Source organism: Amycolatopsis jiangsuensis, from assembly GCF_014204865.1.
GTDB lineage: Bacteria > Actinomycetota > Actinomycetes > Mycobacteriales > Pseudonocardiaceae > Amycolatopsis > Amycolatopsis jiangsuensis.
The window spans coordinates 191066-216098 of record NZ_JACHMG010000001.1; the positions used below are offsets into that span (position 1 = coordinate 191066).

At 71.4% G+C, this 25033-nt stretch carries 25 protein-coding genes and 1 pseudogene; 8 read left to right on the top strand and 18 right to left on the bottom strand.

The genetic code is table 11. The annotated features are described in order from the left end of the window. Positions 1-2: 2 nt before the first annotated feature. The 3 genes from BJY18_RS00795 to BJY18_RS00805 all read right to left on the bottom strand — a co-directional run bounded on the left by BJY18_RS00795 (position 3) and on the right by BJY18_RS00805 (position 4346). Positions 3-1277, bottom strand: a complete 1275-nt coding sequence (locus BJY18_RS00795) for a hydroxymethylglutaryl-CoA reductase, degradative (RefSeq protein ID WP_184776858.1) — start codon at positions 1275-1277, stop codon at positions 3-5. 103 nt (positions 1278-1380) lie between these two features. Beyond that, the gene (locus BJY18_RS00800; protein WP_184776859.1) at positions 1381-3219 is read right to left on the bottom strand and encodes a helix-turn-helix domain-containing protein; all 1839 of its coding nucleotides are present in this window, start codon (positions 3217-3219) and stop codon (positions 1381-1383) included. Positions 3220-3311: 92 nt separating this feature from the next. Then, positions 3312-4346 (bottom strand): bile acid:sodium symporter family protein, encoded by a 1035-nt coding sequence (locus BJY18_RS00805; protein ID WP_184776860.1) that lies wholly within the window; start codon positions 4344-4346, stop codon positions 3312-3314. Between the two features lie 97 nt (positions 4347-4443). Here BJY18_RS00805 and BJY18_RS00810 point away from each other — a divergent pair, with 97 nt between their 5' ends. Then, complete coding sequence (locus tag BJY18_RS00810; RefSeq protein ID WP_184776861.1) at positions 4444-5292, top strand: LysR substrate-binding domain-containing protein; 849 nt, start codon at positions 4444-4446, stop codon at positions 5290-5292. 187 nt (positions 5293-5479) lie between these two features. Here the strand turns inward: BJY18_RS00810 and shbA are convergent, their stop codons facing one another. Together shbA and BJY18_RS37930 are read right to left on the bottom strand one after the other, a co-directional pair. Then, positions 5480-6157 (bottom strand): RNA polymerase sigma factor ShbA, encoded by a 678-nt coding sequence (gene shbA / locus BJY18_RS00815; RefSeq protein ID WP_184784322.1) that lies wholly within the window; start codon positions 6155-6157, stop codon positions 5480-5482. A 99-nt stretch (positions 6158-6256) separates the two neighbouring features. Then, a pseudogene (locus BJY18_RS37930) lies at positions 6257-6304 on the bottom strand (hypothetical protein); the annotation flags it as partial. A 642-nt stretch (positions 6305-6946) separates the two neighbouring features. Here BJY18_RS37930 and BJY18_RS00820 point away from each other — a divergent pair. Further along, on the top strand, positions 6947-7222 hold the full coding sequence (locus BJY18_RS00820) for a WhiB family transcriptional regulator (protein WP_184776862.1): 276 nt from the start codon (positions 6947-6949) through the stop codon (positions 7220-7222). A gap of 133 nt (positions 7223-7355) precedes the next feature. Here the strand turns inward: BJY18_RS00820 and BJY18_RS00825 are convergent, their stop codons facing one another. Both BJY18_RS00825 and BJY18_RS00830 read right to left on the bottom strand, forming a co-directional pair. Next, positions 7356-8882: an MDR family MFS transporter gene (locus tag BJY18_RS00825; RefSeq protein WP_184784323.1), complete on the bottom strand. Its 1527-nt coding sequence runs from the start codon at positions 8880-8882 to the stop codon at positions 7356-7358. Between the two features lie 72 nt (positions 8883-8954). Further along, positions 8955-9566, bottom strand: a complete 612-nt coding sequence (locus tag BJY18_RS00830; RefSeq protein ID WP_184776863.1) for a TetR/AcrR family transcriptional regulator — start codon at positions 9564-9566, stop codon at positions 8955-8957. A gap of 261 nt (positions 9567-9827) precedes the next feature. Between BJY18_RS00830 and BJY18_RS00835 the strand changes: the two genes are divergently transcribed. The 3 genes from BJY18_RS00835 (at position 9828) to BJY18_RS00845 (ending at position 12183) form a co-directional block, all read left to right on the top strand. Then, positions 9828-10199: a hypothetical protein gene (locus tag BJY18_RS00835; protein WP_184785063.1), complete on the top strand. Its 372-nt coding sequence runs from the start codon at positions 9828-9830 to the stop codon at positions 10197-10199. Continuing rightward, positions 10094-10774: a decaprenylphospho-beta-D-erythro-pentofuranosid-2-ulose 2-reductase gene (dprE2, locus tag BJY18_RS00840; RefSeq protein ID WP_184784324.1), complete on the top strand. Its 681-nt coding sequence runs from the start codon at positions 10094-10096 to the stop codon at positions 10772-10774. Before BJY18_RS00835 ends, dprE2 begins: the two co-directional genes overlap by 106 nt. A gap of 155 nt (positions 10775-10929) precedes the next feature. Further along, positions 10930-12183 (top strand): LCP family protein, encoded by a 1254-nt coding sequence (locus BJY18_RS00845; protein ID WP_184776864.1) that lies wholly within the window; start codon positions 10930-10932, stop codon positions 12181-12183. A gap of 31 nt (positions 12184-12214) precedes the next feature. On the opposite strand, the gene BJY18_RS00850 is transcribed toward BJY18_RS00845, so the two are convergent. The 6 genes from BJY18_RS00850 to BJY18_RS00875 are packed head-to-tail and all read right to left on the bottom strand — an operon-like array spanning position 12215 to position 18352. After that, a complete protein-coding gene (locus tag BJY18_RS00850) occupies positions 12215-13366 on the bottom strand; it encodes a M20 family metallopeptidase (protein ID WP_312873689.1) in 1152 nt (383 codons plus the stop codon). Next, a complete protein-coding gene (locus BJY18_RS00855; RefSeq protein ID WP_184776865.1) occupies positions 13363-14373 on the bottom strand; it encodes a ketopantoate reductase family protein in 1011 nt (336 codons plus the stop codon). Before BJY18_RS00855 ends, BJY18_RS00850 begins: the two co-directional genes overlap by 4 nt. Next, positions 14360-15157: an SDR family NAD(P)-dependent oxidoreductase gene (locus BJY18_RS00860; RefSeq protein ID WP_184776866.1), complete on the bottom strand. Its 798-nt coding sequence runs from the start codon at positions 15155-15157 to the stop codon at positions 14360-14362. The genes BJY18_RS00855 and BJY18_RS00860 overlap by 14 nt, the downstream gene beginning before the upstream one ends. Beyond that, complete coding sequence (locus BJY18_RS00865; protein WP_184776867.1) at positions 15157-16452, bottom strand: MFS transporter; 1296 nt, start codon at positions 16450-16452, stop codon at positions 15157-15159. The genes BJY18_RS00860 and BJY18_RS00865 overlap by 1 nt, the downstream gene beginning before the upstream one ends. After that, the gene (locus BJY18_RS00870) at positions 16449-17342 is read right to left on the bottom strand and encodes a polysaccharide deacetylase family protein (protein WP_184776868.1); all 894 of its coding nucleotides are present in this window, start codon (positions 17340-17342) and stop codon (positions 16449-16451) included. The genes BJY18_RS00865 and BJY18_RS00870 overlap by 4 nt, the downstream gene beginning before the upstream one ends. Further along, positions 17339-18352, bottom strand: a complete 1014-nt coding sequence (locus BJY18_RS00875; protein ID WP_184776869.1) for an Lrp/AsnC family transcriptional regulator — start codon at positions 18350-18352, stop codon at positions 17339-17341. Before BJY18_RS00875 ends, BJY18_RS00870 begins: the two co-directional genes overlap by 4 nt. A gap of 135 nt (positions 18353-18487) precedes the next feature. Here BJY18_RS00875 and BJY18_RS00880 point away from each other — a divergent pair, with 135 nt between their 5' ends. Continuing rightward, complete coding sequence (locus BJY18_RS00880; protein ID WP_184776870.1) at positions 18488-18859, top strand: winged helix-turn-helix transcriptional regulator; 372 nt, start codon at positions 18488-18490, stop codon at positions 18857-18859. A 10-nt stretch (positions 18860-18869) separates the two neighbouring features. Here BJY18_RS00880 and BJY18_RS00885 read toward each other — a convergent pair whose 3' ends face one another. Further along, the gene (locus tag BJY18_RS00885; RefSeq protein ID WP_184776871.1) at positions 18870-19631 is read right to left on the bottom strand and encodes an IclR family transcriptional regulator; all 762 of its coding nucleotides are present in this window, start codon (positions 19629-19631) and stop codon (positions 18870-18872) included. Positions 19632-19785: 154 nt separating this feature from the next. Between BJY18_RS00885 and BJY18_RS00890 the strand changes: the two genes are divergently transcribed. Beyond that, positions 19786-20496, top strand: coding sequence for a CoA transferase subunit A (locus tag BJY18_RS00890; protein WP_184776872.1), 711 nt, complete (start codon positions 19786-19788; stop codon positions 20494-20496). Next, positions 20493-21122: a CoA transferase subunit B gene (locus BJY18_RS00895; protein WP_184776873.1), complete on the top strand. Its 630-nt coding sequence runs from the start codon at positions 20493-20495 to the stop codon at positions 21120-21122. The genes BJY18_RS00890 and BJY18_RS00895 overlap by 4 nt, the downstream gene beginning before the upstream one ends. A 22-nt stretch (positions 21123-21144) precedes the next feature. Here BJY18_RS00895 and fahA read toward each other — a convergent pair whose 3' ends face one another. The 4 genes from fahA to BJY18_RS00915 form a co-directional block, all read right to left on the bottom strand. Next, the gene (gene fahA / locus BJY18_RS00900) at positions 21145-22311 is read right to left on the bottom strand and encodes a fumarylacetoacetase (protein ID WP_184776874.1); all 1167 of its coding nucleotides are present in this window, start codon (positions 22309-22311) and stop codon (positions 21145-21147) included. Further along, the gene (locus BJY18_RS00905; RefSeq protein ID WP_312873690.1) at positions 22308-23138 is read right to left on the bottom strand and encodes a hypothetical protein; all 831 of its coding nucleotides are present in this window, start codon (positions 23136-23138) and stop codon (positions 22308-22310) included. The genes fahA and BJY18_RS00905 overlap by 4 nt, the downstream gene beginning before the upstream one ends. Next, positions 23135-24334 carry a homogentisate 1,2-dioxygenase gene (locus BJY18_RS00910; RefSeq protein ID WP_184776875.1) on the bottom strand — a complete coding sequence of 400 codons (1200 nt, stop codon included), beginning with the start codon at positions 24332-24334 and terminating at the stop codon, positions 23135-23137. The genes BJY18_RS00905 and BJY18_RS00910 overlap by 4 nt, the downstream gene beginning before the upstream one ends. Positions 24335-24463: 129 nt before the next feature. Further along, positions 24464-24997: a MarR family winged helix-turn-helix transcriptional regulator gene (locus tag BJY18_RS00915; protein ID WP_184776876.1), complete on the bottom strand. Its 534-nt coding sequence runs from the start codon at positions 24995-24997 to the stop codon at positions 24464-24466. Positions 24998-25033: the final 36 nt, after the last annotated feature.

Consider the following 25033-nt stretch of genomic DNA (forward strand, 5'->3'; position numbering starts at 1 on the left):
CCTCAGGCCTTTCCGCGCAGTTCGGCGAGGACCCGTTCGGCGTGCTCGGCCCGCACGGCCCGGTCCGCGACGAGCCGGGCCACGACAGCGGGTACCTCCTCCGGCGTCGCACCGGCGGTGGTGGCGATCGTCCGCGCGTGCAACGACATGTGCCCGCGCTGGATGCCCTCGGTCGCCAGCGCCCGCACGGCGGCGAAGTTCTGTGCCAGCCCGACCGCGGTCACGATCTCCGCGAGCTCGGCCGCGGTGGTGACCCCGAGCAGCGCGACACAGGCCTGCGCGACCGGATGCACCTTGGTGGCGCCGCCGACGAGTCCGACCGGCATCGGCAGCTCCAGCGTGCCGACCACGTTGCCCTCGGTGTCCTTTTCGAAGCGGGACAACGAGGTGTACTGCCCTCCCGGGGACACCGCGTGCGAATGCGCGCCGGACTCGACCGCGCGGGTGTCGTTGCCGGTGGCCAGCACCACGGCGCTGATGCCGTTCATGATGCCCTTGTTGTGCGTGGCGGCCCGGTACGGATCGGCCTCCGCGAGCGCGGCCGCGTGCACCAGGTCGTTCACCACCGCCGGGCCGCCCAGCCGGTCGGCGTCGAACACCGCACGGGCCCGCGAAAGCCGGAGATCGGCCTTGTTCGTCAGGATCCGCAGCAGCGGACGGCCACCGGCGATCTCACCGGCCCGGGTGGCGACCGCCTCGGCCATCGTGTTGACCGCGTTGGCGCCCATCGCGTCCCGCACGTCGACCTGCAGGTGCGCGACCACGTACCGGCCGGCGCGCGAGGTCACCACGCGGGCCGACAGGTCCCGGACTCCGCCGCCGAATTCGACGAGCTTGCGGTCCTGGGCGTTCGCCAGCGCGATGAGCTCCTCGCGGGCCTCGAGCAGCCGGACCCGGCCGGCTTCCGGATCGGCGACCTCGAGCAGCTGGATCTGTGCCTGCATGATCGGCGCGGTCGAGGAGGTGTGGAACCCGCCGTGCTCCCGGGCCAGCTTCGCGGCGTTGCTGGCCGCGGCGACCACGGACGGCTCTTCGGTGGCCATCGGCACCAGGACGTCCCGGCCGTTGACGACGAAGTTGGTCGCCACCCCCAGCGGTACGCCGAGGACGCCGATGACGTTCTCGATCATCTGGTCGGCGAGCCCGAGCCCCATGCCCTGCTGCGGATCGAGAGCCGCGAGAACCCCCGGGGCGAGGCCGGCCGCTTCAGCGGCCCGCCCGCGCCGGGACTCGACCGGGAGGTCACGCAGTCCCGGGATACGGCTGGTGCGCGTCATGGCACCCCTTCCCACTTCGCTGTGGCTGGTGGATACGGGGCACGACGCTAAGGGCGAACCGTCCGGTTCGGAACGGACCGACCGTCCATACTGGCAGGGTTGGCTATGTACCGACCGTCAGGTGGGCCAGCCGGACCGCGACGGTCAGTCGGAACAGCCGGTCCGCGTCCTGCCAGTCCGTGCCGAGCAGTTCGCCCACTCGTTCCAGCCGCTGGAGCACGGTGTTCTTGTGCACGTGGAGGGCGCGCGCGGCGGCCACCGGGCTCATCCGGTGACCGAGGTAGGCGGCCAGCGTCGGCAGCAGGGTGCCGCTGTGCTCGGCGTCCCAGTCGAGCACCGGGCCGACGACGCGGCGGACGAACGCGGGCACCCGCGCGTTGTCCGGGCCGAACATCGCGGCGTAGGGCAGGTACTCGTCGGTGGTGACCGCGGTGTCGGACAGCCCGAGCGCGGGCAGCGCCCTCGCACAGGCCTCAGCCGCTTCGACTTCCGCACCCAGGCCCGCGGGCAGTTCGCGAACCGCGCCGGCCACGGCGAGCACCGGCGCGCCGAGCGCTTCGCGCACCACGGCGTGCACCGCGCGCCCGGCTGCCGCGGGATCCTCGTCCACGGTCAGCGCCACGATGTGGTCGGCATGCTCGCCGACGAGCGCCGCGCCACGCCGGGCGGCCCGGGCCGCCTGCCGCTGCTGGTCGGTGGGGACCGCGAGCACGACGACCGAGCGCAGGTCCTCGAGCCGGATCCCGCGGGCCCGTGCCCGGCCGGCGACGTCGGCGAGGCGATCGGGATCGCCGGACACCAGGTCGGCGAGCAGATCGCCGCGGACCCGCTGTTCGGCTTCGCTCAGCGCGTCCTGCTTCAGCCGCAGCAGCGCCGTGATCTGGGCGGCTCGCTCGGCGGTACGGCGTTCGACCGGACCGAACTCGACCTCGCCCTTTTCCAGCACCAGCGCACCGAGCAGCGTCGAACCGGCCATCACGGCGACAGCGACCGCGCCGCCGTCGGCGGTCACGCACCGGCCGCTGCGCCGGCTCCGCCGTACCGCCTCGTCCTTCGCCGCGGCGGTTTCGTCCAGAATGGACACCCGGCAGCGCAGTGCCCGGCCCAGCGCGGTCGCGACTTCGCCGGCGTCTCCACCCTGCAGCACCAGACTGGTCAGGTCGCTGTGCACGCCGCTCGCCCGCTCCATCGCCTCGACGTGCCGGGCCAGTTCGCCGTACGCGCGCCGGGTTTCTTCCGCGGCCGCCTGGGTGCGGGCCAGTAACCGTGCGGTCTGCAGGACGACTGCCGCGTGGTCGGCGAAGGCCGACAGCAGCGAGATCTCTTCCGGCGAAAAGGCGTGTTCGAACCGGTTCGCGGCGAACAGCACCCCGATCACTTCCTCGCCGGCGAGCAACGGGACACCGAGCAGGGAGACCAGACCTTCGGCGCGCACGGCGGCGTCGATCCCGGACTCGTGCGGCGCTTGGGTCATCCCCGCGTAACTCGAGGTCCAGCACGGCCTGCGGCCCTCGACGACCATGCTGGCCAGTCCCATGCCCGGCGGCACCCGCAGCCCGGGGAACGTCGGGGCGACCGTGCCGAGCGTGGTCCGCACGTGCAGTTCGCGGCTGCCGGCGTCGAACTCGGACAGGTAGGTCACGTCCGTGCCGACGAGGTCGTGCGCCCGTTCGACAAGGCGGGAAAGGAGTTCGTCCACGTCACGCAGCTGGGCGAGCTCCCGGGCCGAGGAGAACAGTGCGGAAAGCTCCTGGCCGCGTCGCCGCCAGCGCGCCGAACCCGCCTTCAGCCTGCGCACCTCGGCGGAGATCCGGGCGACGTCCTCGTCCGGCAGTCCGGCCCCGGCCAGCAGCTCGCCCACCTCTCCGGCCCGCTCGGGACGCTCGGCCGAGGCCGCGCCGAGCAGGGCGACCACGACGTCGGCCGGGATCGCGCTCGTCATGTCCGTCCACCTCGTCGCCGTACCGTCTTTGCCGTGTATGCACGATACCCAGCCGGCCCGCGCGGCCGGGCCGCGTTGCCGCGGCGATGCTCTCAGCCCGCGGCGACCAGCCCCTCCGGCTCCTCGGCCGGAGCCCGCCGGGCGTACCGCCGGGCCATCGCGGCGCACACGATCAGCTGAATCTGGTGGAACAGCATCAGCGGCAGCACGATCAGCCCGACCTCCGAGTGTCCGAACAGGACAGTCGCCATCGGCAGGCCGCTCGCCAGGCTCTTCTTCGAACCGCAGAACACGATGGTGATCCGGTCGGCGCGGTCGAAGCCCAGCAGCTTCGCACCGCCGCCGGTCGCCCCGAGCACCACCGCCAGCAGGACCACACAGACCCCGGCCAGGACGAGCAGCGGGCCGACGTCGAGCGTGTGCCAGATACCCTCGGCCATGCCCGCGCTGAAGGCGGTGTACACCACCAGCAGGATCGAGCCGCGGTCGACCAGCTTCAGCGGGGCCGAATGCCGCTGCACCCAGGGGCCGATCCAGCGGCGGGCGAGCTGGCCGGCGACGAACGGGACCAGCAGCTGCAGCACGATGTCGAGGACCGCCGAACCGCTCACACCCGGACCGCCGGTCGACAGCAGCAGCGCGACCAGCAGCGGGGTCACCACGATGCCGAGCAGATTCGACAGCGACGCACTGCAGATCGCCGCGGCCACATTGCCTTTCGCGACCGACGTGAACGCGATAGAGGACTGGACGGTCGAGGGCAGCAGGCAGAGGAACAGCACGCCGGTGTAGAGCGGCGAGGTGAGCAGGCCGGGGGAGAGCGCCGACGCGGCCAGACCCAGCAGCGGGAAGAGCACGAACGTCGCGCAGAGGACCGTGACGTGCAGCCGCCAGTGCCGGATCCCGTCCAGCGCCTCTTGCCCGGAAAGCCGGGCGCCGTAGAGGAAGAACAGCAGCCCGACCGCGATCTTCGAGGCGATCCCGAAGCCGGTCGCGGCCCCGCCGGTGGCCGGCAGCAGCGACGCGATGCCCACGGTGGCGAGGATCGCCGCGATGAACGGGTCGATCCGCAGCTTCGCCAGCACGGCGGTGACGAGGCGGGTGAGTGACGCGAGCACGGTGGTCATGGAGCTCCTTTCCCCGCCATTGTCCGGTGCCGCCCGGTCATTCGGAACACCGATGACCGTACTGACTGCCATTGCGAAATCCGATAACCTCGGCCGCATGCTGGACCCCCGGTTGTGCCGCTCCTTCCTCGCCGTCGCTGAAACCCGGAGTTTCACCGCGGCCGCGCGGCGGCTGGGGGTGGGCCAGCCCACTGTCAGCCAGCACATCCGGCGGCTGGAGCGCGAGGCGGGCGGACTGCTGTTCGCCAGGGACACGCACGCGGTCGACCTGACCGCGCGGGGGCAGGCGATGCTCGGCTTCGCGCAGACCATTGTGGACACCGAAGACCGCGCGGCCCGGCACTTCCGGGGCACGCAAGTGCGTGGCCGGGTCCGGTTCGGCGCCTCCGAGGACTTCGCGCTCGGGGTGCTGCCGGAGATCCTGCGCCGGCTGCGGCAGAGCCATCCGCTCGTCGATGTGGAGCTGCACGTCGAGCTGTCCGACGTGCTGGCCGAGCGGCTCACCGAAGGCCGGCTGGACCTGGTGCTCGGCAAACGCCGCCCGGGCGTGTCAGGGCCCGGGCGGGTGCTGCACCGCGAGCCGCTGGTGTGGATCGGCTCCCCGGCGACCACGCTGGAGCCCGGTCAGCCGGTACCGCTCGTGCAGTACCCGATGCCGTCGGTGACCCGGCGGCTGGCGGTCGAGGCACTGGAACGCGCGGGCCTCGAATGGCGCGCGGCCTGCCTCACCTCCAGCCTGACCGGCCTGCGCGCCGCGGCCACCGCCGGACTGGGCATCACAGTGCACGCCCGCAGCCTGGTCCCCGACGACCTCGTCGAACTGCCCGTCGGACAAGGCCTGCCCGACCCGGGTGACGTCGATTTCGTGCTGCTGTCCCGCGACCTCGTGGAGGGCCCGGTGGCCGCACTGGCGGACTTCGTGACGGCACGACTCGGCGACGACTAGGGAAAGCGCCGAGGTGATGCCCCTGCCGGGGAATCGGGGCCTGACCGGTGGCGGGGTGGGTGGAGTGGGGCCGGTAGTGCGGGGCCGCTCGCTATGGCTTTCGTCTGCTGCCGCGATTCCGCTCTGCTGCCGCGATTCCGCACTGCCGCGCGCTCCGCTCTGCTGCGACCACTCCGCTTCGCCGGCACTAAAGCCCGCCGCGCGGGAGTTCCGTTCGCAGCCGGGACAGTGCGCGGTGTTGCGCGACCCGGACCGCGCCGGGGGTCGAGTCCACTGCTTCCGCGGTTTCCTCCGCGGACAGGCCCAGTACCACTCGCAGCAGGACGATCTCGCGTTGGCGGTCCGGCAGGACGCGCAGCAACCGCGCCAGCTGGGTGTTCAGTTCCCCGCGCAGTGCCCGCTCCTGCGGGCCGTCCGCCGGGTCGGCCGCTTCCGGTGGATCGGGGATCGGCTCGGTGCGGTCGCGGGCCGCCGTGCGGTGGGCGTCGGCGACCTTGTGCTGGGCGATGCCGTAGACGAAGGCCAGGAACGGCTTTCCCTGCCTGCGGTAGCCGGGCAACGCGGTCAGCAGGGCAAGGCACGTCTCCTGGGCGAGGTCGTCGGCGGCGGCGTAACCACGGGCCAGTCCGCCGATCCGGGCCCGGCAGTACCGCACGACGAGGGGGTGCACCGCGGCGAGCAACCGGGAAACCGCCTCCGGGTCGCCCGCCACCGCGGCGTCCACCGGGCCGTCGAGGCGGGGCCAGCCGTCCGACGGCCGCGGTACCGCGGCATCGCGGTGGACCCGGAAAAGCGTGCCCTCCAGGTCGATCGCGGCGCGCAGGGCGTCGGTGAGTGCGGTGTCCGCTTCCCTCAGCGCGGCCATCAGGGCCTCCTCCGGATGGGCGGGACCGAGACGGCGTTTCAGCCGCTCCCGTGCGTGCCGGAGGTTCGAGCGGACGGTCGCGCCGGGCATGTCCAGCGCGGCGGAGATGGCGGCGTTCCCGAACCCGCCGAGTGACCAGGCCAGCACCAGGCGCTGCGTGCCCGGCAGCGTCGCGAGCAGCTCGACCCCAGGGCGTGCTGCTCGACGACCGCTGCCAGGCGGCCCGACGGCGAGCTCCCGGGCGGGGCGCCGTCGGCGAGACGCAGTGCGGCCAGCCGCACCGTGACCCGCGGATCACCCGATGGTGGCCACGTCGCGGCGACCGGGACGAACGCGTCGGCCGCCGCCTCGCACGCCGGGTCCGGGAGCAGGCCTGCCGCGCACAGGAACGCCACCAGCCGCGGGTACTCGGCACGGAAGAACTCGTCGAACCCCGCCACGCACACCTCCCCTGATTGACCCGAAGAGACAGGTGCGCCGAACCGGCGGCGAGATGTAACGATCCGATCTCGACACCGTGTGTGATGCCGGAACTACCCGAGTAACCGCTGTGGGTGCGGGGTGGGTGGACGGACAAGCACACGCCGTGCCGACACGATGTGACCTGAATCGAAAATCCACGCGGCGGCGGCGATCGGTGGTAACTTGGGCAGTCGGTCGAGGCGCTGCCCCCTGCCCGGGGCGGTCCGGCCGAAAAACCACCGAGCGCATCACGAACCGCGGTTCGTCGCGCGCCCGGACAACTTGTTTGACGTGCTCCGACAATGAGAGAGGAGGTGAAACGCGACAATGGAACTCACGACCACCAGCTGGCTCGCCCGTGCGGCGTGCCAGGACGAGGACCCGGAACTGTTCTTCCCGATTTCGGATGTGGGCCCCGGGGCCCGGCAGGTCGCCCAGGCGAAGGCGGTGTGCGCGCGCTGCCCGGTCCGCCAGGAGTGCCTTTCCTACGCTCTCGACAACGGCCTGGCCAACGGCATCTTCGGGGGCACCACCGAGCTGGAGCGCCGGAAGCTGGTCCGTACCGGCACCGGAGAGCGAACCGCCGGACATCGAGCCGCCTGAAACCCGGCCGGTGACCATTCCCGGCGGCGAGGGCGAGCGTTACTTTCACCGGAAACCGGAATTCGAAACCGGCCCGGTACGCGCCCGGGCGGCGATCGTGCACACGATCGCCGCCCGGGCGTTTTCTCTGTGCTTACCGCGGTGCTCCGGCGGCCTCGTCGGCGAGCCGTTCCATACCGCTGCGCGTTTTCAACGGCTGGTGCCGCAGGAACGCCACGGCGAGGACGACCAGTAGTGCGATCGGCGCGCTGATCAGGAACAGATCACTGGTCGCCACGCCGTAGGCCTCGCGGATCACCGCCGCAATCGGCTCCGGCAGCGTGCTCAGCTCCGGCACCTTGCCGCTGCCACCGCCGGGCAGCGCCGCGGCCGGGCCCAGGCCCTCGGTGATGAGCGTGCCGACCCGGCTGGCCAGCACCGCGCCGAGCGCGCTCACCCCGATCGATCCGCCGAGGCTGCGGAAGAACGACAGGGTCGAGGTGGCCGCGCCCAGATCCGCGGCGGGCACGTCGTTCTGGGTCACCAGCACGAGGTTCTGGTTGAGCATGCCCACGCCGACCCCGAGCACGAACATGAACAGGCTCAGTTCGAGCACGCTGCTGTGCGCGTCGACCAGGCCGAGCAGGGCCAGCCCCGCCGCCATCAGCACCGAGCCGGCCAGCAGGAACGGCTTCCACCGGCCGGTCCGGCTGATCAGCTGGCCGGACACGGTCGAGGACACCAGCAGGCCGAAAATCATCGGCAGGCTCATCAGCCCGGCCACCGTCGGCGACTTCCCCAGTGACAGCTGGAAGTACTGGGACAGGAACACGGTACCGCCGAACATCGCCACTCCCACCAGGAAGCTCGCGAGGGTGGCCAGCGAGACGGTGCGGTTGCGGAACAACGCCAGCGGGACGACCGGCTCGCGCACCTTCGACTCGACCCACCCGGCGAGCGCGAGCACCAGCACCCCGGCCGGCACGAGCACCGCGGTCTGCCAGGAGCCCCAGGCGAACTGCGACCCGGCGAGCGAGGACCAGACCAGCAGGGTGGACACCCCGAGCATGATCAGGAACGCCCCCAGGTAGTCCACTGTGGCCTCGCGGCGCACGGTCGGCAGCTTCAGCGTGCGTTGCAGCAGCAGGATGGCGGCGAGCGCGAACGGTATCCCGAGGAAGAAGCACCAGCGCCAGCCGAGCCACGCGGTGTCCACGACCACGCCGCCGATCAGCGGGCCCGCCACCGTGCCCACCGCGAACACCGCGCCGAACACCCCGGAGAACTTGCCGAGTTCGCGTGGCGACACGATGGCCGCCATGATCACCTGGGCGAGCGCGGTCAGCCCGCCGCCGCCGATGCCCTGGGCGATCCGGCTGCCGATCAGCACCTCGATGCTCGGCGCCAGCCCGGCGATCAGCGAACCGACCACGAACAGCCCGAGGGACACCTGGATCAGCAGCTTCTTGCTGTAGAGGTCGGCGAGCTTGCCCCACAACGGAACGGTGGCGGTCATCGCGAGCAGTTCGGTGGTCACGACCCAGGTGTAGGAGGACTGCGAGCCGCCGAGCTCGGAGACGATCCGCGGCAGCGCGTTGGCCACCACGGTGCCGGCCAGGATGGCGACGAAGATGCCCATCATCAGCCCGGACATCGCCTGCAACACCTGCCCCCGGCTCATCGTGGCCGGGGCGGGCGGTCTCTCCTGGGAAACGGTCATCGCGGTTCTCTCCGAACGTGGTGAGGTGGGGGATCAGGCGGGGCCGGCGAGACCGGTGGCCAGTGCCGCGGCCTCGTCGAACAGCTCCACCAGCGGCCGGGTTCCGTCCGATTCGGACCAGAGCCGCAGGGTGGCGGAGATCGTGCCGCCCAGCAGGGACAGCACGAGCGTGGGGAACACGTCCTTCGCCGGATCGGTCCCGCTGCGCCGGGCGACCGCCGCGGCGAGCGGTGCGAACGTCTCCGCGTCCAGCGCCAGCGCGCGCAGCGTGAGCCCGGGGTTGTCCAGGACGATCCGCAGCCGGGTCAGCCATTCCCGCGGGTCGCGGTCGATCTCCACGAGGTCCGCGCGGCTCGCGGCGAGCAGCGCGGCCAGCGAGCCCAGCTCCGGCGGCTGGGCGGCGAACCGCTCCAGCATCCGCGTCATCCGCTGCTCGCGGTCCGCGTGCGGAATCAGTACGGAGTCCTCTTTGGACGCGAAGTAGTTGAAGAAGGTGCGGGTGGAGACCCCGGCTTCCGCGGCGATGTCGTCGACGGTGACCTGGTCCAGACCATATTCGCCGATCAGCCGTACCGCGGTGGCCGAGAGGGTGCGGTGGGTCTCGAGCTTCTTGCGCTCGCGCAGGCCGGCCGGAGGCGTGGACATACGGACAGGCTACCGATGATCTTGCATGAACTGCAAAATTGCAGACTGTGAAGCAGGACACGCCGAGGTGCGGCCGGAGCCCACTGGCAGACTCACCGCCCGTGAGCGGAACGGTGCTGATACTCGGCGGACGCAGTGAAATCGGGCTGGCAGTGGCGATCAGGCTGGCCCACGAATCGGCACGGCAGGACAACGGCGGTGAAACAAAGACGCGGCGAGCCGCAGCACCGCTCGGCGACGGTCCGGCGTCCAGTGGTGCGGATGGCGGGGTGGTCGGCGCCGGGGACGGTGACCGTGGCCAGGGCAGCGGGGGTGGCGGGCTGGCCGGCGGCGCGGGTGGTGACCGTGGGCCGAGCGGTGCGGCTGGTGGGTCAGGCAGTGGCGCTGGTGGCGAGCTCGTCGGCGACCGTGGTCAGCGTGGCGCAGACGGCGGGCGATACGGCGGCGCGGGTGGTGACCGTGGGCAAGCCGTCGACGGTGGCGGGCGGGGCAGCGGACCGCGCGGCGATGGTGGTCAAGCCCGTGACGTGCGGGCGAGTGGTGCGAAGACGTTCGTGCTGGCTGCGCGGCCTGGGGCGGACCTGGCCGGGCCGGTTGCGCGGTTGCGGGAGGCCGGTGCGGGAGCCGTCGTGACCGAGGACTTCGACGCCGACGACCTCGCCGCGCATCGTCGGTTGCTCGATCGTGTCGTGGCTGCGCACGGGCCGCTCGAGGTGGTGGTGCTGGCTTTCGGCATCCTCGGTGACCAGGCGCGCGCCGAGGCCGATGCCGCGCACGCCGCCGCGATCGTGCACACCGACTACGTGGCCCAGGTTTCCGTGCTCACTCACACGGCGGAACTGCTGCGCACACAGGGTTCGGGCAGCGTGGTGGTGTTCTCCTCGGTCGCCGGGGTGCGGGTGCGGCGTGCGAACTACGTGTACGGCTCCGCGAAGGCCGGGCTCGACGGCTTCGCCTCCGGTCTCGCGGACGCGCTGCACGGCACCGGGGCGCACCTGCTCCTCGTCCGGCCCGGGTTCGTGATCGGCCGGATGACCGAGGGCATGACGCCCGCGCCGTTCTCCAGCACCCCCGATCAGGTCGCGGACGCGACGGTGGCTGCTCTCCGCCGCCGTCGCGGGGTCGTCTGGGTGCCGGCCGTGTTGCGCCCGGTGTTCGCCGCGCTGCGCTTCGTGCCGCGCGCGATCTGGCGCCGGATGCCGCGGTAGCCGCCCGTGCCCGCGGGAGCACCTGCTGTCGCGAACGCTCGGCCGAATGGGCACCATCACACCTTCACGACAGGTTTCTCAGGGTTTTCCCAGCCAACGCGGTGATCCTCGAAAGAGGGAACCGAAAATCCGGCGGGAAGCAAGGGGAAACGGTCGTGCTGCTCACCTCCCGTGGTCGCCGCGTGAGCGGACGGGTCGTGCTGGGTGTGGTGTCGACGGTGGTACTCGGGGTGACCGGGTACGCGTGGGCGCAGCTGCACCGGCTCGACGCGGGCCTGGCCACGGCGGACGTCATCCCGCCGTCCGCGCAGCTGCCCGAGGCACCGACCGGCGAACCGCTGCCGGTCGCCCAGAACATCTTGCTGGCCGGCCTCGACTCACGCACTGACCCCCATGGTCGGCCGCTGCCACAGCACGTGCTCGATGCCCTGCACGCGGGCAGCGGAGACGACGGCGGGGACACCACCGACACCATGATCGTGGTGCACGTGCCGGCGGGCGGGGCCGCGGCGACGGCTATCTCGATACCACGGGATTCCTATGTGGACATCCCGGGGTACGGCAAGCACAAGATCAACTCCGCGTACAGCCGGGCCCGCGCGGAGGCTCGCGGGCAGCTGCAGGCGAGTGGGCTGAGCGGACCGCAGCTGGAGGTGGCCGCGGACGCCGAGGGCGCGAAGTCCGCGATCGGCGCCGTGGAGAAGCTCACCGGGCTGAGCATCAACCACTACGCCGCGGTCAATCTCGCTGGTTTCGCCGCGCTGAGCCAGGCCGTCGGCGGCGTGCAGGTGTGTCTGCAGGAGCCGGTGCACGACGCGTACTCCGGTGCGTATTTCCCGGCGGGGGAGCAGACGCTCACCGGTGCGCAGGCGCTGGCGTTCGTGCGTCAGCGGCACGGGCTGCCGAACGGCGACCTCGACCGCATCGCGCGGCAGCAGGCGTTCCTGGCCGGGATGGCGAAGAACGTGCTCGACACCGGCACGTTCACCGACCCCGGGCGGCTTTCCGGGCTGATCGGCGCGGTGCAGGGGTCGCTCGTGCTGGACGACGGCTGGGACCTGCTGAGTTTCGCCCGGCAGCTGCAGGGGCTCGGTTCGGGGTCGATCGCGTTCGCGACCATTCCGGTGCAGAGCCTGTCGCTGGCCACCCCGGCCGACGGCGACGCTGTGCAGGTGGACCCGGCCCGGGTGCGGGAGTTCGTGCAGGAACGGCTCAGCTCGCCGGGCGCGTCCGCCTCGGGAAAGACCGGCAGCCCGGCCCGTGGCGGCGTGCGGCCGATCGCGGTGACGAAAACGCCGGTCGCGGCCCTGTCCGGCACGCCCGGTTCGGGAACCTCCGGGTCCGGCACACCTGGATCCGGAACCCCACAGCAGCCGGTGGCCTCGGGTGCCACCGGCTGTGTGCACTGACCGGCCCGCCGGAAGAAGCGGTCCGCTCCGGTCAGGAGGTGCCGAGCCGGTGCAGCACGGCAGCCGCCAGCGCGGTCCGCTCCAGCATCCCGGTCACGCTGATGTGCTCGTGCCGGGCGTGTGCGCCGTCGCCGATCGCGCCGAAGCCGTCGAGCACCGGATACCCCAGTGCGGCCACGAAATTGCCGTCGCTCGCCCCGCCGACGGAGGTTTCCCGCAGCGTGACGCCGAGTTCGGCGGCGAGGTCCCTGGCGAGTCCGTACAGCTCGATGATGGCCTCGGAACGCTCCATCACCGGCCGGTTCCAGCCGCCTTCCACCCGCACCGTGGAGCGCGGGTCGTGCGCGGTGAGCGAGGCGAGCCCGGCATCGATGCGGTCGGCCTCGTCCGCGCTGGACACGCGCACGTCGATCTCGCCGGAGGCGGCGCCGGCGATCACGTTCTGCCTGCTGCCACCGGAAATCACGCCGACGTTGACGGTCGTGCCCGCGTCGCGGTCGGACAAGGCGTGCAGGGCCAGGATCGCCCGCGCGAGTTCGTCGATCGCGCTGGCGCCTTTGGCCGGGTCCAGACCGGCATGCGCCTCGACGCCGGTGGTGTGGACCTGAAACAGGCCGACGCCCTTGCGCGCGGTCTTCACCGCGCCGTCCGCACTCGCTTCGAACACCAGCGTGGCCCGGGTGCCGGCGGCGGCTTCTTCGATCACCGGTCGGGAGGCCGGGCTGCCCAGCTCCTCGTCGCCGTTGAGGACCAGCCGTACCGCCGGACGGGGGAGCCCGGCCGCATCGAGCGCCCGCAGTGCCCACACCGCGTGCACGAGGCCGGACTTCATGTCGAAGATGCCCGGCCCGGTGGCACGGTCACCGTCCACAGTGAACGGCCAGCCGGCGAGCGTGCCCAGCGGCCACACCGTGTCGTAGTGGCAGAGCAGGAGGATGGGCTGCTCGCCGCTGCCGGGGTGGTCGTAGACCTTGATGTCGCCGTGCGGGCCGCCGTCGACGTGCCGGGTGTTCGCGGGCTCTCCCAGCCGATCCCGCAGCCAACCGTCCAGCCAGGACAGTCCGTGGTCGAGGCTTTCCTTGTCGTCGCTGGGAGTCTCGATCCCCACGTACGTGGCGAGGTCGGCCAGCAGCTCGTCGCGATGGTCCTGCACCCACTCGTGCAGCTCGCGGATCCCGGTCACAGTCCACGCTCCAGTTCCGCCAGGTGGCTCTCGGACATCGTCACGGCACCGGTCTCGACTTCGTGCAGCCGCTGCAGCATCGCGCGCAGCAACGGAACCGCCACGCCGCGGCTTTCGGCCTCGGCCAGCACCGGCGCGTAGTGGTGGTGCACTTCGACCGGGCGGTGGCGTACCGCGATGTCCCGCCAGATGCCGCTGCGGTCCTTGGGCTGGGTGCGCAACCAGGCCACCAGCCGGTCGGTCGCCTCCTCGCGACCGGCCGCATCCGGCAGGTACGCGGTCGGGTCGAACTGGTCGAACGGCTCGAGGATCCGTTCGCCTGCGGTCGCGAAGACTTCCGCGGCCAGCGCGTACATCACCCCGCGGTGCCGGTCGATCAGGTCGGCCATCGGCGCGTCGGCCAGCGCGGTGGCGGTGAGCATGGCACCGAACCCCAGCTTCGCCCACAGGTAGCCCTCGACGTTGGCGGTCGCCTTCGCCGGGCCCCAGGCCTGAAGATCGGCGACGACCTGTTCGACCCGGTCGCTGATCCGGCCGGCGGGTTCGCCGACCACAAGAGCGCCCAGCCCGCCGTCTCGCACGACCCCCGGTTCCACCACGTCCGCGAAGAGGTTCACGAACGCGCCGACAGTACGGTTCTCGCCGACGAACGACGCGATCAGCCGCTCGTTCAGGCCGTTCTGCAGGGAAACCACGAACCCGTCCTGCGCCAGCCGGGATTCGAGCCAGGGCAGGACGTCCTCGGTCGCCTGTGCCTTCACCGCGAGCAGGACGCGTCCCAGCTCAGGTGGTGCTTCGCCGGGGAGGAACGCGGGCAGTTCCACGCTTTCCTCGCCCTCGGGGCCGCGCAGGGTCATACCCCGGTCGGTGATCGCGGCGACATGGGCGGCATCGGTGTCGACAATGGACACCGGATGGCCGGCGCGCGCGAGGTGGAAGGCGATCGTCCCGCCGATCGCGCCCCCGCCGACCACGGTGTAGGGGCGGCGGGCTTCAGACTCGGGCATCCGTTTCCTTTCCTTGCTGCACGGAGGTTTCACCGGACCAGTGCAGTGGCAGTCCGGCCGCGCCCGCGGTGGAACCGCCGTCCACGCGCAGGATGGCGCCGGTGATCCAGCCTGCTTCCGGACCGGCGAGCCAGAACACCGCGTCGGCGATCTCCCGCGGCTCACCGCGGCGCCCCAACGGGTTCACCGAAACCGCCGCGGCGTAATCCTCGGTGACCGGGTTCGCGGAACTGTCCACTGTGACGAAACCGGGACTGACCGCGTTCACCCGGATCCCGTGTGCGCCCAGCTCGACCGCACAGGCCTTGGTGACCATTTCCAGCGCGGCCTTCGACGTGGCGTAGTGCGAGGCGCCGGGACGAGCCCGGGTGGCCGCGCCCGAGGAGACGTTGACCACCGCGCCGGTACTCCTGGCCCGCACGTGGGACCGTCCGAACGCGACAGTGGTCAGCATCGCCGCCCGTACGTTCACGTCCTGCACCTGATCCCAGACGGCTGCGGTCATCTCCAGCAACGGAGTCGCCGGGTAGATACCGGCGGCGTTCACGAGCACGTCCACCGCTCCCGCGCGCGGGACCAGCTCCTCGGCGAACTCCGCGTCGGCAAGGTTCCCGGGCAGCTCGGTGACCTCGGCGCCGTGCCGGTCGCGGAGTTCACCGGCCACAGTGGACAGCTCGGCCGAACGGAGGTCGGAGAGCACCAGGTGATCGCCGGCCGCGGCGAACCGTGCCGCGATGGCCGCGCCGATGCCGCCGCCGGCGCCGGTGACGAGCACTGTGCGCACTACAGTTCCTTCCCTTTGGTCTCGGGCATGGTGAGGTAGACCGCGACCCCGATGACTGCGGCCACCGCCACGTACACCCACACGAGATCGCCGAGATCGTTGGCGTTGAGCCACGTCGTGACGTAGGGCGCGGTGCCGCCGAAGATCGCCACGGCCAGTGCGTACGGCAGCCCGATCCCCGTCGTGCGCACCTCGGCCGGGAACTGCTCGGCCATGATCACCGCGCAGTTGGCCGAGTAGCCCACGATCAGCACGAGCCCGATCAGCTCGATCACGAAGACGCTCCAGAACCCGTTCGCCAGGAAGTGGAAGGCGGGCCAGGCGAACACCACGAAACCCGCCGCGAACGCGGTCATCGTCGCCTTGCGGCCGATCCGGTCGGACAGCAGCCCGCCGAAGGGGAGCAGCACGATGAACACGACCATGGCCAGGGTGTTGGCCAGCAACGCGGTCTTCAGCGGGATCCCGGTGGCGAGGTGGGCGTAGGTCGGCATGTAGGTGACCCACACGTAGTAGATCAGCGTGCCCGCGATGGTCACCCCGGCCACCCGCAACGCGGCACCCGGATAGTCGCGGATCATCGCGACCAGCGGGTTGCGCCGTGGCGCGGAGCCGAGCTTGCCGAACGCCTCGGTCTCGTGCACCGAACGGCGCAGCCAGAGCCCGACCAGCCCGAGCAGCCCGGCGACGGCGAAGGCCAGCCGCCAGCCCCAGCCGTGCAGATCGGGCTCCGAGAGCGTGCTGTTCAGGATGGTGCCGAGCAGCGCCGCGATCAGCGAGCCCAGGCCCACCGAAACCTGCTGCCACGAACCGGCGAACGCGCGCCGTCCCGGTGCCGCGGACTCGATCAGGAACGCCGAGGACGAGCCGAACTCACCACCGGCGGAGAAGCCCTGCACAAGCCGGGCCAGCAGCAGCACGATCGGCGCGGCCACCCCGATCTGCGCGTAGGTCGGGCACACCGCGATGACAATCGAGGCGGCGGCCATCAGCGAAATGGTGAGGGTCAAACCCTTCTTGCGGCCGTAGCGGTCGGAGTACGCGCCGAGCACCGCACCGCCGATCGGCCGCATCACGAAACCGACCGCGAACACGGCCAAAGTGGACAGCAGCGCGGTGGTCTGCCCACCGCTGGCGAAGAACTGGCTCGCGAAGATCGGTGCGAACGTGGCGTAGACGGCCCAGTCGACCCATTCCACCGTGTTGCCGACCGCGCCGGCGACGATCGCCTTGCGCTGCTGTGTGGTGAGCCGATGGGAGACTGCGGCGTCCGAAGTGGACGAAGCGGTGGTCATGGCTGCTCCGCGGAGGCGAGGACGTGGTCCACGACCTGGGCGTGGGTGGCGAACCACACGCCATCGTGGCCACTGATGTGGTCGAGCAGTTCGGTGAGCACGGCGATCCGCGACCGGTGCCCGATGATGTGCGGGTGCATGGTGAGCTGGAACAGCCCGCCCTCGGCGTAGGCCTGGTCGAACTCGTCCTGCCACAGCGAGAGCACCCCGCGCGGCGGGGTGTAGGGCCGCAGCGAGGCGAACCGGTCCATCATGAAGTACGGCGCGTCGTCGCGGATCCACTCCACCGGCAGCTCCACGACGCCGGTCGGCTCGCCGTGCTCCAGCAGCTCGTAGCAGTCGTCGTCGGCCATCAGCGACGAGTCGTAGCGCAGGCCCAGTTCGCGGGTGATGGCGAGGGTGCTGGCGGAGAAGTCCCAGGACGGCGTGCGGATGCCGACCGGTCGGGTGCCGGCGAGTCGTTCCAGGACGTCGGCCGCGCGGAAGGCGAGATCGCGTTCCTCGGTCTCGGTCAGCGCGGTGTTGCGCTCGTGGATCCAGCCGTGCAGCGCCACCTCGTGTCCGGCGTCCACATAGGACTCTACCTCGCCGTCGTGCAGCAAGGCGGAGACGGCCGGCATGAAGAACGACGCCGGTGCCTCGTAGCGGGCCAGCAGCCGCAGCAGCCGCGGAACGCCGACGCGGGCGCCGTATTCGCCTTGTGCGAGTTTGCCGGGCAGCACCTCGCCGTCGCGCAGCGCGGGCGTCTCGTGGTCGGAATCGAACGACAGCGCGACGGCGACCTTCGCGCCGCCGGGCCATGCGGAAGGCCGCAGCGGACGGCCGGCGCGGACGTGGTCCACGTGCCCGCGCCAGGTCGCCTCGTCCCACAGCCAGGGCTGGTCGGTCATGTCTCCTCCATGCTGGGTGCGGAGGCGGGGGTCGGTGCCCACGCGCGTTTGAGCGTCGAAACCTGCAAGGTGACGTCGGCCTCCCGGAGCCCGGGCAGCGCGCCGACGACATCGGTGGTGTGCCGGTACAGCTCGCCGTAGTGCCGCAGCACGAGCTGTCCGACGAGGTTGAATCGCCCGGTGGTGGCGGACAGGTACTTGGTGCCCGGGTGCGCGGCCAGCTGCTGTCCGGCGCGGTCCAGCTCGGCGGGCAGCACCGACAGCCAGAGCATGAACTCGACGGCGTAGCCGAACATCGCCGGCTCGGCCAGCGTGCGAAAGCGCAGGCAGCCGCGCCGGACCAGGGAATCCACCCGCCGGGCCACCGTGGACTCACTCGTGCCGGCCTGGCGGGAGACCTCCTTGAACGACAGCCTGCCGTCCTCGCCGAGCGCGGCGCAGATCGCCAGGTCCAGCTCGTCGAGCTGCTCCGGCGGATGTTCCCAGTGCTGTTCCTCGAACGGCCGCACCTCGCCGCCCCGCAGGTCGGCCGCCGCGCCGGGGGCCAGCTCGCCGGAATCCCAGTCGTGGTTGGAGGTGAACGTGCGCATCACCGCGAACGTCTCCACGTCGAGCACGTTCTCGGCGGACGACAGCCCGGTGACCTGCAGCCGCGCCAGGTCGCGGTAGGACGGGAGCACGAACTCGGCCGAGCAGTCGGCGCTGCCGGACAGCACGCTCGCGTAGCGCACCTCCGGGCGGGCGGCCAGCGTGTCGGCGACCGCGGCCGCGGTGCCCGGCCGGCACCGCAGCCGCGCGAGCACCGGTACGCCGAGGCCGCAGCGCAGGACGTCGACCACGCCGATCACCCGCAGCTGCCCGCTCTCCGTGAGCTGCCCGGCCCGCCGCAGGACCGTGGACTCGCTCGCGCCCACATGCCGGGCGACGGCACCCCACGAGGCCCGCCCGTTGAGCTGCAACGCCGCGACGATCCGCCGGTCGAGATCGCTGCTTCTGCCCTCGTTCTGCATGCGACCCATCTTTGGTGGCGGAAATCGTCATGTCAAGGGTCTGGTTTGCAGGAAAGCTGCATTCGCGCTGACTCCCCGCAGCTGCGTGGGTGCAGGCGCGACTGTTACTCTCCTCTGGAAAGCGAGGAGGTCACCGTGCTGGGAAATCCGTACGACCGGGACTGCCCGACCCGTCAGCTGCTCGACCGGATCGGCGACCAGTGGACGGTGCTGATCGTCGGCGCCCTGCGGGCCGGCCCGCTGCGGTTCACCCAGGTCGGCAAGCGGGTCGAGGGTATCTCGCAGAAGGTGCTGACCCAGACGCTGCGCAGCCTGGTCCGTGACGGCATCCTCGTGCGCACGGCCTATCCGGTGATCCCGCCGAGGGTGGAGTACGAGCTGACGCCGCTGGGCCGCGACCTGGCCGAACCGCTCGACATGCTCGACCGCTGGGCCCGCCACCACATGGACCAGGTGACCGCCGCCCGGGCCGCGTTCGACGCGGAGCACACTCCGGCTTCGGCGTGAGCTCCGCCGGTCAGCCGTGCCGGGTGTGTAGCAGGTTCGTGAGCAGGTGCGCTTCCTTCAGCAGCAAGGCACCGAGTTCGCGGCGCCGGTCCGGACGGAACCGCGACTCCACCCCGGTCAGGGTGAGCGCCCAGCCCGGCTCGCCCGCCGGGGTGAACACCGCGGCCGCCATGCCCCAGCTGCCTTCCACGACCAGGCCGGGGTTGGTCGAGTAGCCGTCCTCGCGGGTCCGGTCCAGCCGGGCGCGGATCTCGCTCGTCCGGTGTGCCGCTCCCCAGTCCGCGGCGAGGTCCACTGTGGACAGATAGTCGGCCACCTCGCGGTCGGGCAGCATGGCCAGCACGACCAGTCCGGCGGACACCACGCCGAGCGGGAAGCGGGCACCCTCGTACAGCACGAACGAGCGGATCGGGAAGTCGCCGTCCTCACGCAGCAGGCACACCGTTTCGCTGCCGCGCCGGGCGGAGAAGAAGGCGCTCTCGCCGGTCGCGGTGGCCAGCCGGTGCACGCTCGCCCGCGCCTGCTGGGTCACGTCGTAGCGCGGCGCGGCCGCCTCGCCCAGCAGATACAGCTCGGGTCCCAGGTACCAGCGTCCGGTGTGCCGGTCACGGTCCACGTAGCCCTCGTCGGCCAGCGCGGAGAGCAGGCGGTGCACGGTCGGGCGGGCCAGGGCGCACGACCGGGCGAGCTCGGAGGTCGACCCGCCGCCCCGGTGGGTGGACAGTGCACGCAGCACCGCCGAGACGCGGCCGACGACGTGATCCGGGGGCATCCCGTCACGATACGTCCACTCAGTGAACGTCGGCAGCGCCGGTGTTCGGTGTACGAGAGGTTTCCGCAGCGTTTTCCGCAGTGAGTTGACGGCTTTCCGGGCCGCTGGGTTGGATCGCGGTACCGACCATTCAACGGACGAAGGAGCGGATGCTGTGCCGGTGAAGTATCGCGCCGCCGCCGAGGCGCTCGACGGGGTCCTCGCGGACGGGCTGACCATCGCTGTCGGCGGCTTCGGCCTGACCGGCAACCCGTTCGACCTGATCGAGGCCGTCCGGGACTCCGGCATCCGCGAGCTGACGATCGTCTCGAACAACATGGGCGTCGACGGTCTCGGGCTCGGCATCCTGCTGGAGAGCCGGCAGGTGCGCCGGGTCGTGGCCTCCTACGTCGGGGAGAACAAGCTCTTCGCCCAGCAGTACCTCGACGGCACGGTCGAGGTCGAGTTCGCGCCGCAGGGCACGCTCGCCGAGCGGCTGCGGGCAGGCGGCGCGGGCATCCCGGCGTTCTACACCAAGGCCGGCGTGGGCACCCCGGTCGCCGAAGGCAAGCCTCACGCCGAGTTCGACGGCGTGACCTACGTGCAGGAGCGCGGGATCGTCGCGGACCTCGCGCTCGTCCACGCGCACACCGCGGACCTGGCGGGCAACCTCGGATACCGCTACGCCGCCCGCAACTTCAACCCGCTCGTGGCCACCTGTGGCCGCGTCACGGCGGTGGAGGCCGAGGTCCTCCTCGACGGCTACCTCGATCCGGAGCACGTCGCCACGCCCGGCGTGTACGTGCAACGCCTGATCGCGGCCACGAAGCGGGAAAAGCCCATCGAGAAGCGCACCGTCCGGGAACGGGAAGGAGCCGCGGCATGAGCTGGACCCGCCATGAGATGGCCGCGCTCGGCGCCCGCGAACTGCGGGACGGCGACTACGTGAACCTCGGCATCGGCATCCCTACGCAGGTGGCCAACCACCTGCCGGACGGTCTGCGGGTGACCTTGCACAGTGAGAACGGGATCCTCGGCCTCGGCCCGTTCCCGTGGGCAGGCGAGGAGGACGCCGACCTGGTCAACGCTGGCAAGCAGACGGTGACCCTGCGGCCCGGCGCCAGCTTCTTCGACTCCGCCGAATCGTTCGCGATGATCCGCGGCGGGCACCTCGACCTGGCGCTGCTGGGTGCGCTGCAGGTCGGCGCGAACGGCGACCTGGCGAACTGGACGGTGCCGGGCGCGCTGGTCAAGGGCATGGGCGGGGCGATGGACCTGGTCGCCGGAGCCCGCCGCGTGGTGATCCTCACCGACCACACCGCACGCGACGGCAGCCCGAAGATCGTCGAGCACTGCACGCTCCCGCTGACCGGCGCGGGCGTGGTGAACCGGATCATCACCGACCTCGCCGTCCTCGACGTCACGCCCGCCGGACTCCGCCTCGTGGAGACCGCCCCGGGCGTCTCGGCCGACGACGTCCGGTCCCGTACCGGCGCCCCGCTCGCCGCCTGACCCCGCCGCGGCAACGGCGGGGTCAGCGCGCGGGGAGGACGCGACCGCGGACCTCGCCGAAGCCCAGCTTCGCCCCGGAGCGGGTGGTGGCGGTGCCTTCGAGGACGACCTCGTCGCCGTCCTGCAGGAAGGTGCGGGGCTCGCCGCCGACCGTGAGCGGATCGCGCCCGCCCCAGGACAGTTCGAGGAACGAGCCGCGCTCGGCCGGGCCGGGGCCGGAGATCGTGCCCGAGCCGTACAGGTCGCCGGTGCGCGCGGACGCGCCGTTCACGGTGAGGTGCGCGAGCATCTGCGCCGGCGACCAGTACATCTCGCGAAACGGCGGGCGCGAGACCTCCTGGCCGTTCCACCGCACGGTCAGCTCGATGTCCAGCCCCCACGGTGCGCTCTCGGCCAGGTAGGGCAACGGTTCCGGATCGGTCTGCCCTGGCAGCGGGACGCGGGCCTCGGCCAGTGCGAGGATCGGCACCACCCACGGCGAGACGGACGTGGCGAAGCTCTTGCCCAGGTTCGGTCCGAGCGGCACGTACTCCCAGGCCTGGATGTCGCGCGCGGACCAGTCGTTGAGCAGGACCGCGCCGAACACGTGCCGGGGGAAGTCGTCCGGCGACAGCGGGGTGTTCGCGGGGGTGCCGGTGCCGACCACGAAGCCCAGCTCGGCCTCGATGTCCAGCCGCGTGCTCGGGCCGAACACCGGCGCCGGTCCGTCCGGACCTGTGCGCTGCCCGCTCGGGCGCACGACGTCGGTACCGGAGACGTACACCGTCCCGGCCCGGCCGTGGTAGCCGACCGGGAGGTGTTTCCAGTTGGGCAGCAACGGTTCCGCGTCCGGCCGGAACAGCCGCCCGACGTTCGACGCGTGGTGTTCCGAGGCGTAGAAGTCCACGTAGTCGGCGACCTCGAACGGCAGGTGCAGGCTGACCTCGCCGACCGGGTGCAGCGCCGCGGCGGGTACCTCGCCGGCCAGCAGGTCCTGGATGCGCCGGCGCACAGCGACCCAGCGTTCGTAGCCCTGCGCCATGAACGCGTTCAGCGTCGGCTCGGCGAACACCGCCTCGCCCAGCGCGACGGAGAGGTCCAGCACGTCGTCGCCGACGCGGACGCCGACCCGAGGGTCGCCGCCCGCGGGGGAGAACACGCCGTAGGGCAGGTTTTCGGGGCCGAACAAGGAGTCGGCGGGCACGGTCATGCGGGGGCTCCGATCAGGCCGAGGTCAGTCAGGTCGGTGAGGGGGTCGGTGACGCTGCAGGTGCCGAACGAGGTGAACCGCTTCCTGGCGAGGAGCAGCCGCTGCGGCGGCAGCTCGCGGACTCGGGCAGCGACCGTCGCCGCGTCGCGTTCGGCAAGCAGTGAGCGGACTTCCTCGTCCGATGTTTCGCGTGCGGCGGCTTCGGTGGCGAGCAGCAGGTTCAGAAAGCCGTGCTGTTCGAATCCGGTCTCCGCGTCGGTGTTGCGGATCGCGTGGTGCAGTCCGGCGGTCGCCTTGAACGCGACGCCCGCCTTCGCGGCTTCGCGAATCACGGTGGCGAGCTCTGCTTCGTCCGGGTAGGCCTCGGCGGATGTGCCGCCGGTGCGGAACTTCGCGCGGTGGCCCGTGCCGGACAGCGCGTGCAGCAAGGGGACACGTCGTTCGTCGCGGGGGATTTCGACAGCGACCGGAACGGGCAGACTGTCCACAGCGCACCGAAGTGTGGATGCGTCGACTCCCTGCGGCACAGCGATCTCCAGCCCCTCCAACGTGACCGGCAGGTCGGCGGTTTTCGCGAGTACGTCCGGAATTCCGTCCGGACCGGCGGGCACGGTGACCACGATCGCCGGCGATGGTCCTCGGCCGGTGAGCACTGCGGCGAGTTCGTCCAGCGCGGATGCGGAGACCACCAGCGGGCCGACCATGTCCGCGTACCACGCGGTGGTGTGGTGATCGTGCGCGGCGACGGCGTCCGGCAGCGGGGCGAGCCCGGGCGGAAACACCGCGGCGTCGTCGAACAAGCCACGGGTCCACGGCTCGCCGGTCACGAGAGCGGCCCTCGCCCGGCCCAGGTCCAGGCGTAACCGGGATCCTCGCTCGCGGATCCGCCTTCGCCGAGCTCGAGCGGGCGGAACGTGTCGACCATGACCGCCAGCTCGTCGAAGAACTCCGCGCCGAGCGAGCGTTCCACCGCGCCGGGCTGCGGGCCGTGGCTGTGCCCGCCAGGGTGCAGGCTGATCGAGCCCTGGCCGATGCCGGAACCCTTGCGTGCCTCGTAATTGCCGCCGCAGTAGAACATCACCTCGTCGGAGTCCACATTGGAGTGGTAGTACGGCACGGGTACGGCCAGCGGGTGGTAGTCGACCTTGCGTGGCACGAAGTTGCAGATGACGAAGTTGTCGCCCTCGAACACCTGGTGCACCGGCGGCGGCTGGTGCACGCGCCCGGTGATCGGCTCGAAGTCGGAGACGTTGAACGTGTACGGGTACAGATGCCCGTCCCAGCCCACGACGTCGAACGGGTGCGTCGGGTACACGTAGCGGGTGCCGGTCACGCCTCGTGCGCCGCGGTGCTTCACCAGGACCTCGACGTCGGTTCCCTCGGCCAGCAGTGGTGCGGCCGGGCCGTGCAGGTCGCGTTCGCAGTACGGCGCGTGTTCCAGCAGCTGGCCGTAGCGCGACAGATACCGCTTCGGCGGGGCGATGTGCGAGTTGGCCTCGATCACGTAGACGCGCAACGGCTCCGCACCGGCCGGAATCCAGCGGTGGGTGGTGGCGCGGGGCAGCAGCACGTAGTCGCCGGCCCGCACGGACAAAGCGCCGAAGACCGTTTCCACCTTCCCCTCGCCGGACTCGACGTATCCGCACTCGTCACCGATCGCGTTGCGATACAAGGGAGAAGGCGCGCCGGCGGCGACGTAGGAGATGCGGACGTCACCGTTGCCCAGTACCAGCCTCCGCCCGGTGACCACGTCCGCGGACTTCCAGTCCTGGCCGGGAAAGAGCGTGTGCAGCTTCAGGTGCCGAGGCTTGAGTGGCCGGTTCTCGGTGCGGGTCTGGTCCGGCAGCTCCCACGCGGTCGCGTCGACGATGGCCGAGGGAACGCCGCGGTGGTAGAGCAGCGACGAATCGGACGAGAAGCCTTCCTCGCCCATCAGTTCTTCGGAGTAGAGCGTGCCTTCGGGGGTGCGGTGCTGGGTGTGCCGCTTCGGTGGCACGCTGCCCACGCTGCGGTAGTAGGCCATGGATCGCCTCCTGACGAGGGAAGTGCGCGGAAAGCCGGTGGGTGCGACCGGAACCGGCCGGAAAAACTGATCAATGTGTGTACTAATTTTCCGGCTCAGCCTAGCCCGGGGCCGGACGGGGCGGAAGGGTCAGCGCCGGGTCGCGAAGCCCGCCCGTGCGCTGATCAGCTTGCCCAGCAACAGGACCAGCGCCCGTTGCTCGTCCTCGGTGAGAACCTCCACCCAGCCGGCCTCGCGCTCGTTCTGCGTCTCGAAGACCTCGAGCATCTCGCGCTGCCCGGCCTCGGTCAGCGACAGCCGCACGGACCGGCCGTCGCGTTCGCCGGGGGAGCGGGCCAGCAGGCCGTCCGCGACGAGGGTCTTGGCGAGATTGGACACCGCCGCCCGGCTCATCCCGGCGAGCCGCGCCGCGGCCGACGGCTCGAGCGGTCCGGCCAGCCACACCACGAACAGCACCCGGAACGCCGCCCACGACCGCCCGCGCGGCCGGTGCACCGCGGCCTCCAGGTCGTAGGTCACCACGGTCGAGGCCCGGTTCAGGGTGAGCAGCACCTCGGTGGCCAGCTGGTGGCGGAAGCCGAACTCCCGCGACAGCCTGCGGTTGGCCAGTGCGATGAACGACCAGAAGTCGAGCGAGTCCGGGTCCGGCCGGTCGGGGTCCATGCGGGCACCCTAAACCGGCCGGGCACCGTGTCACAG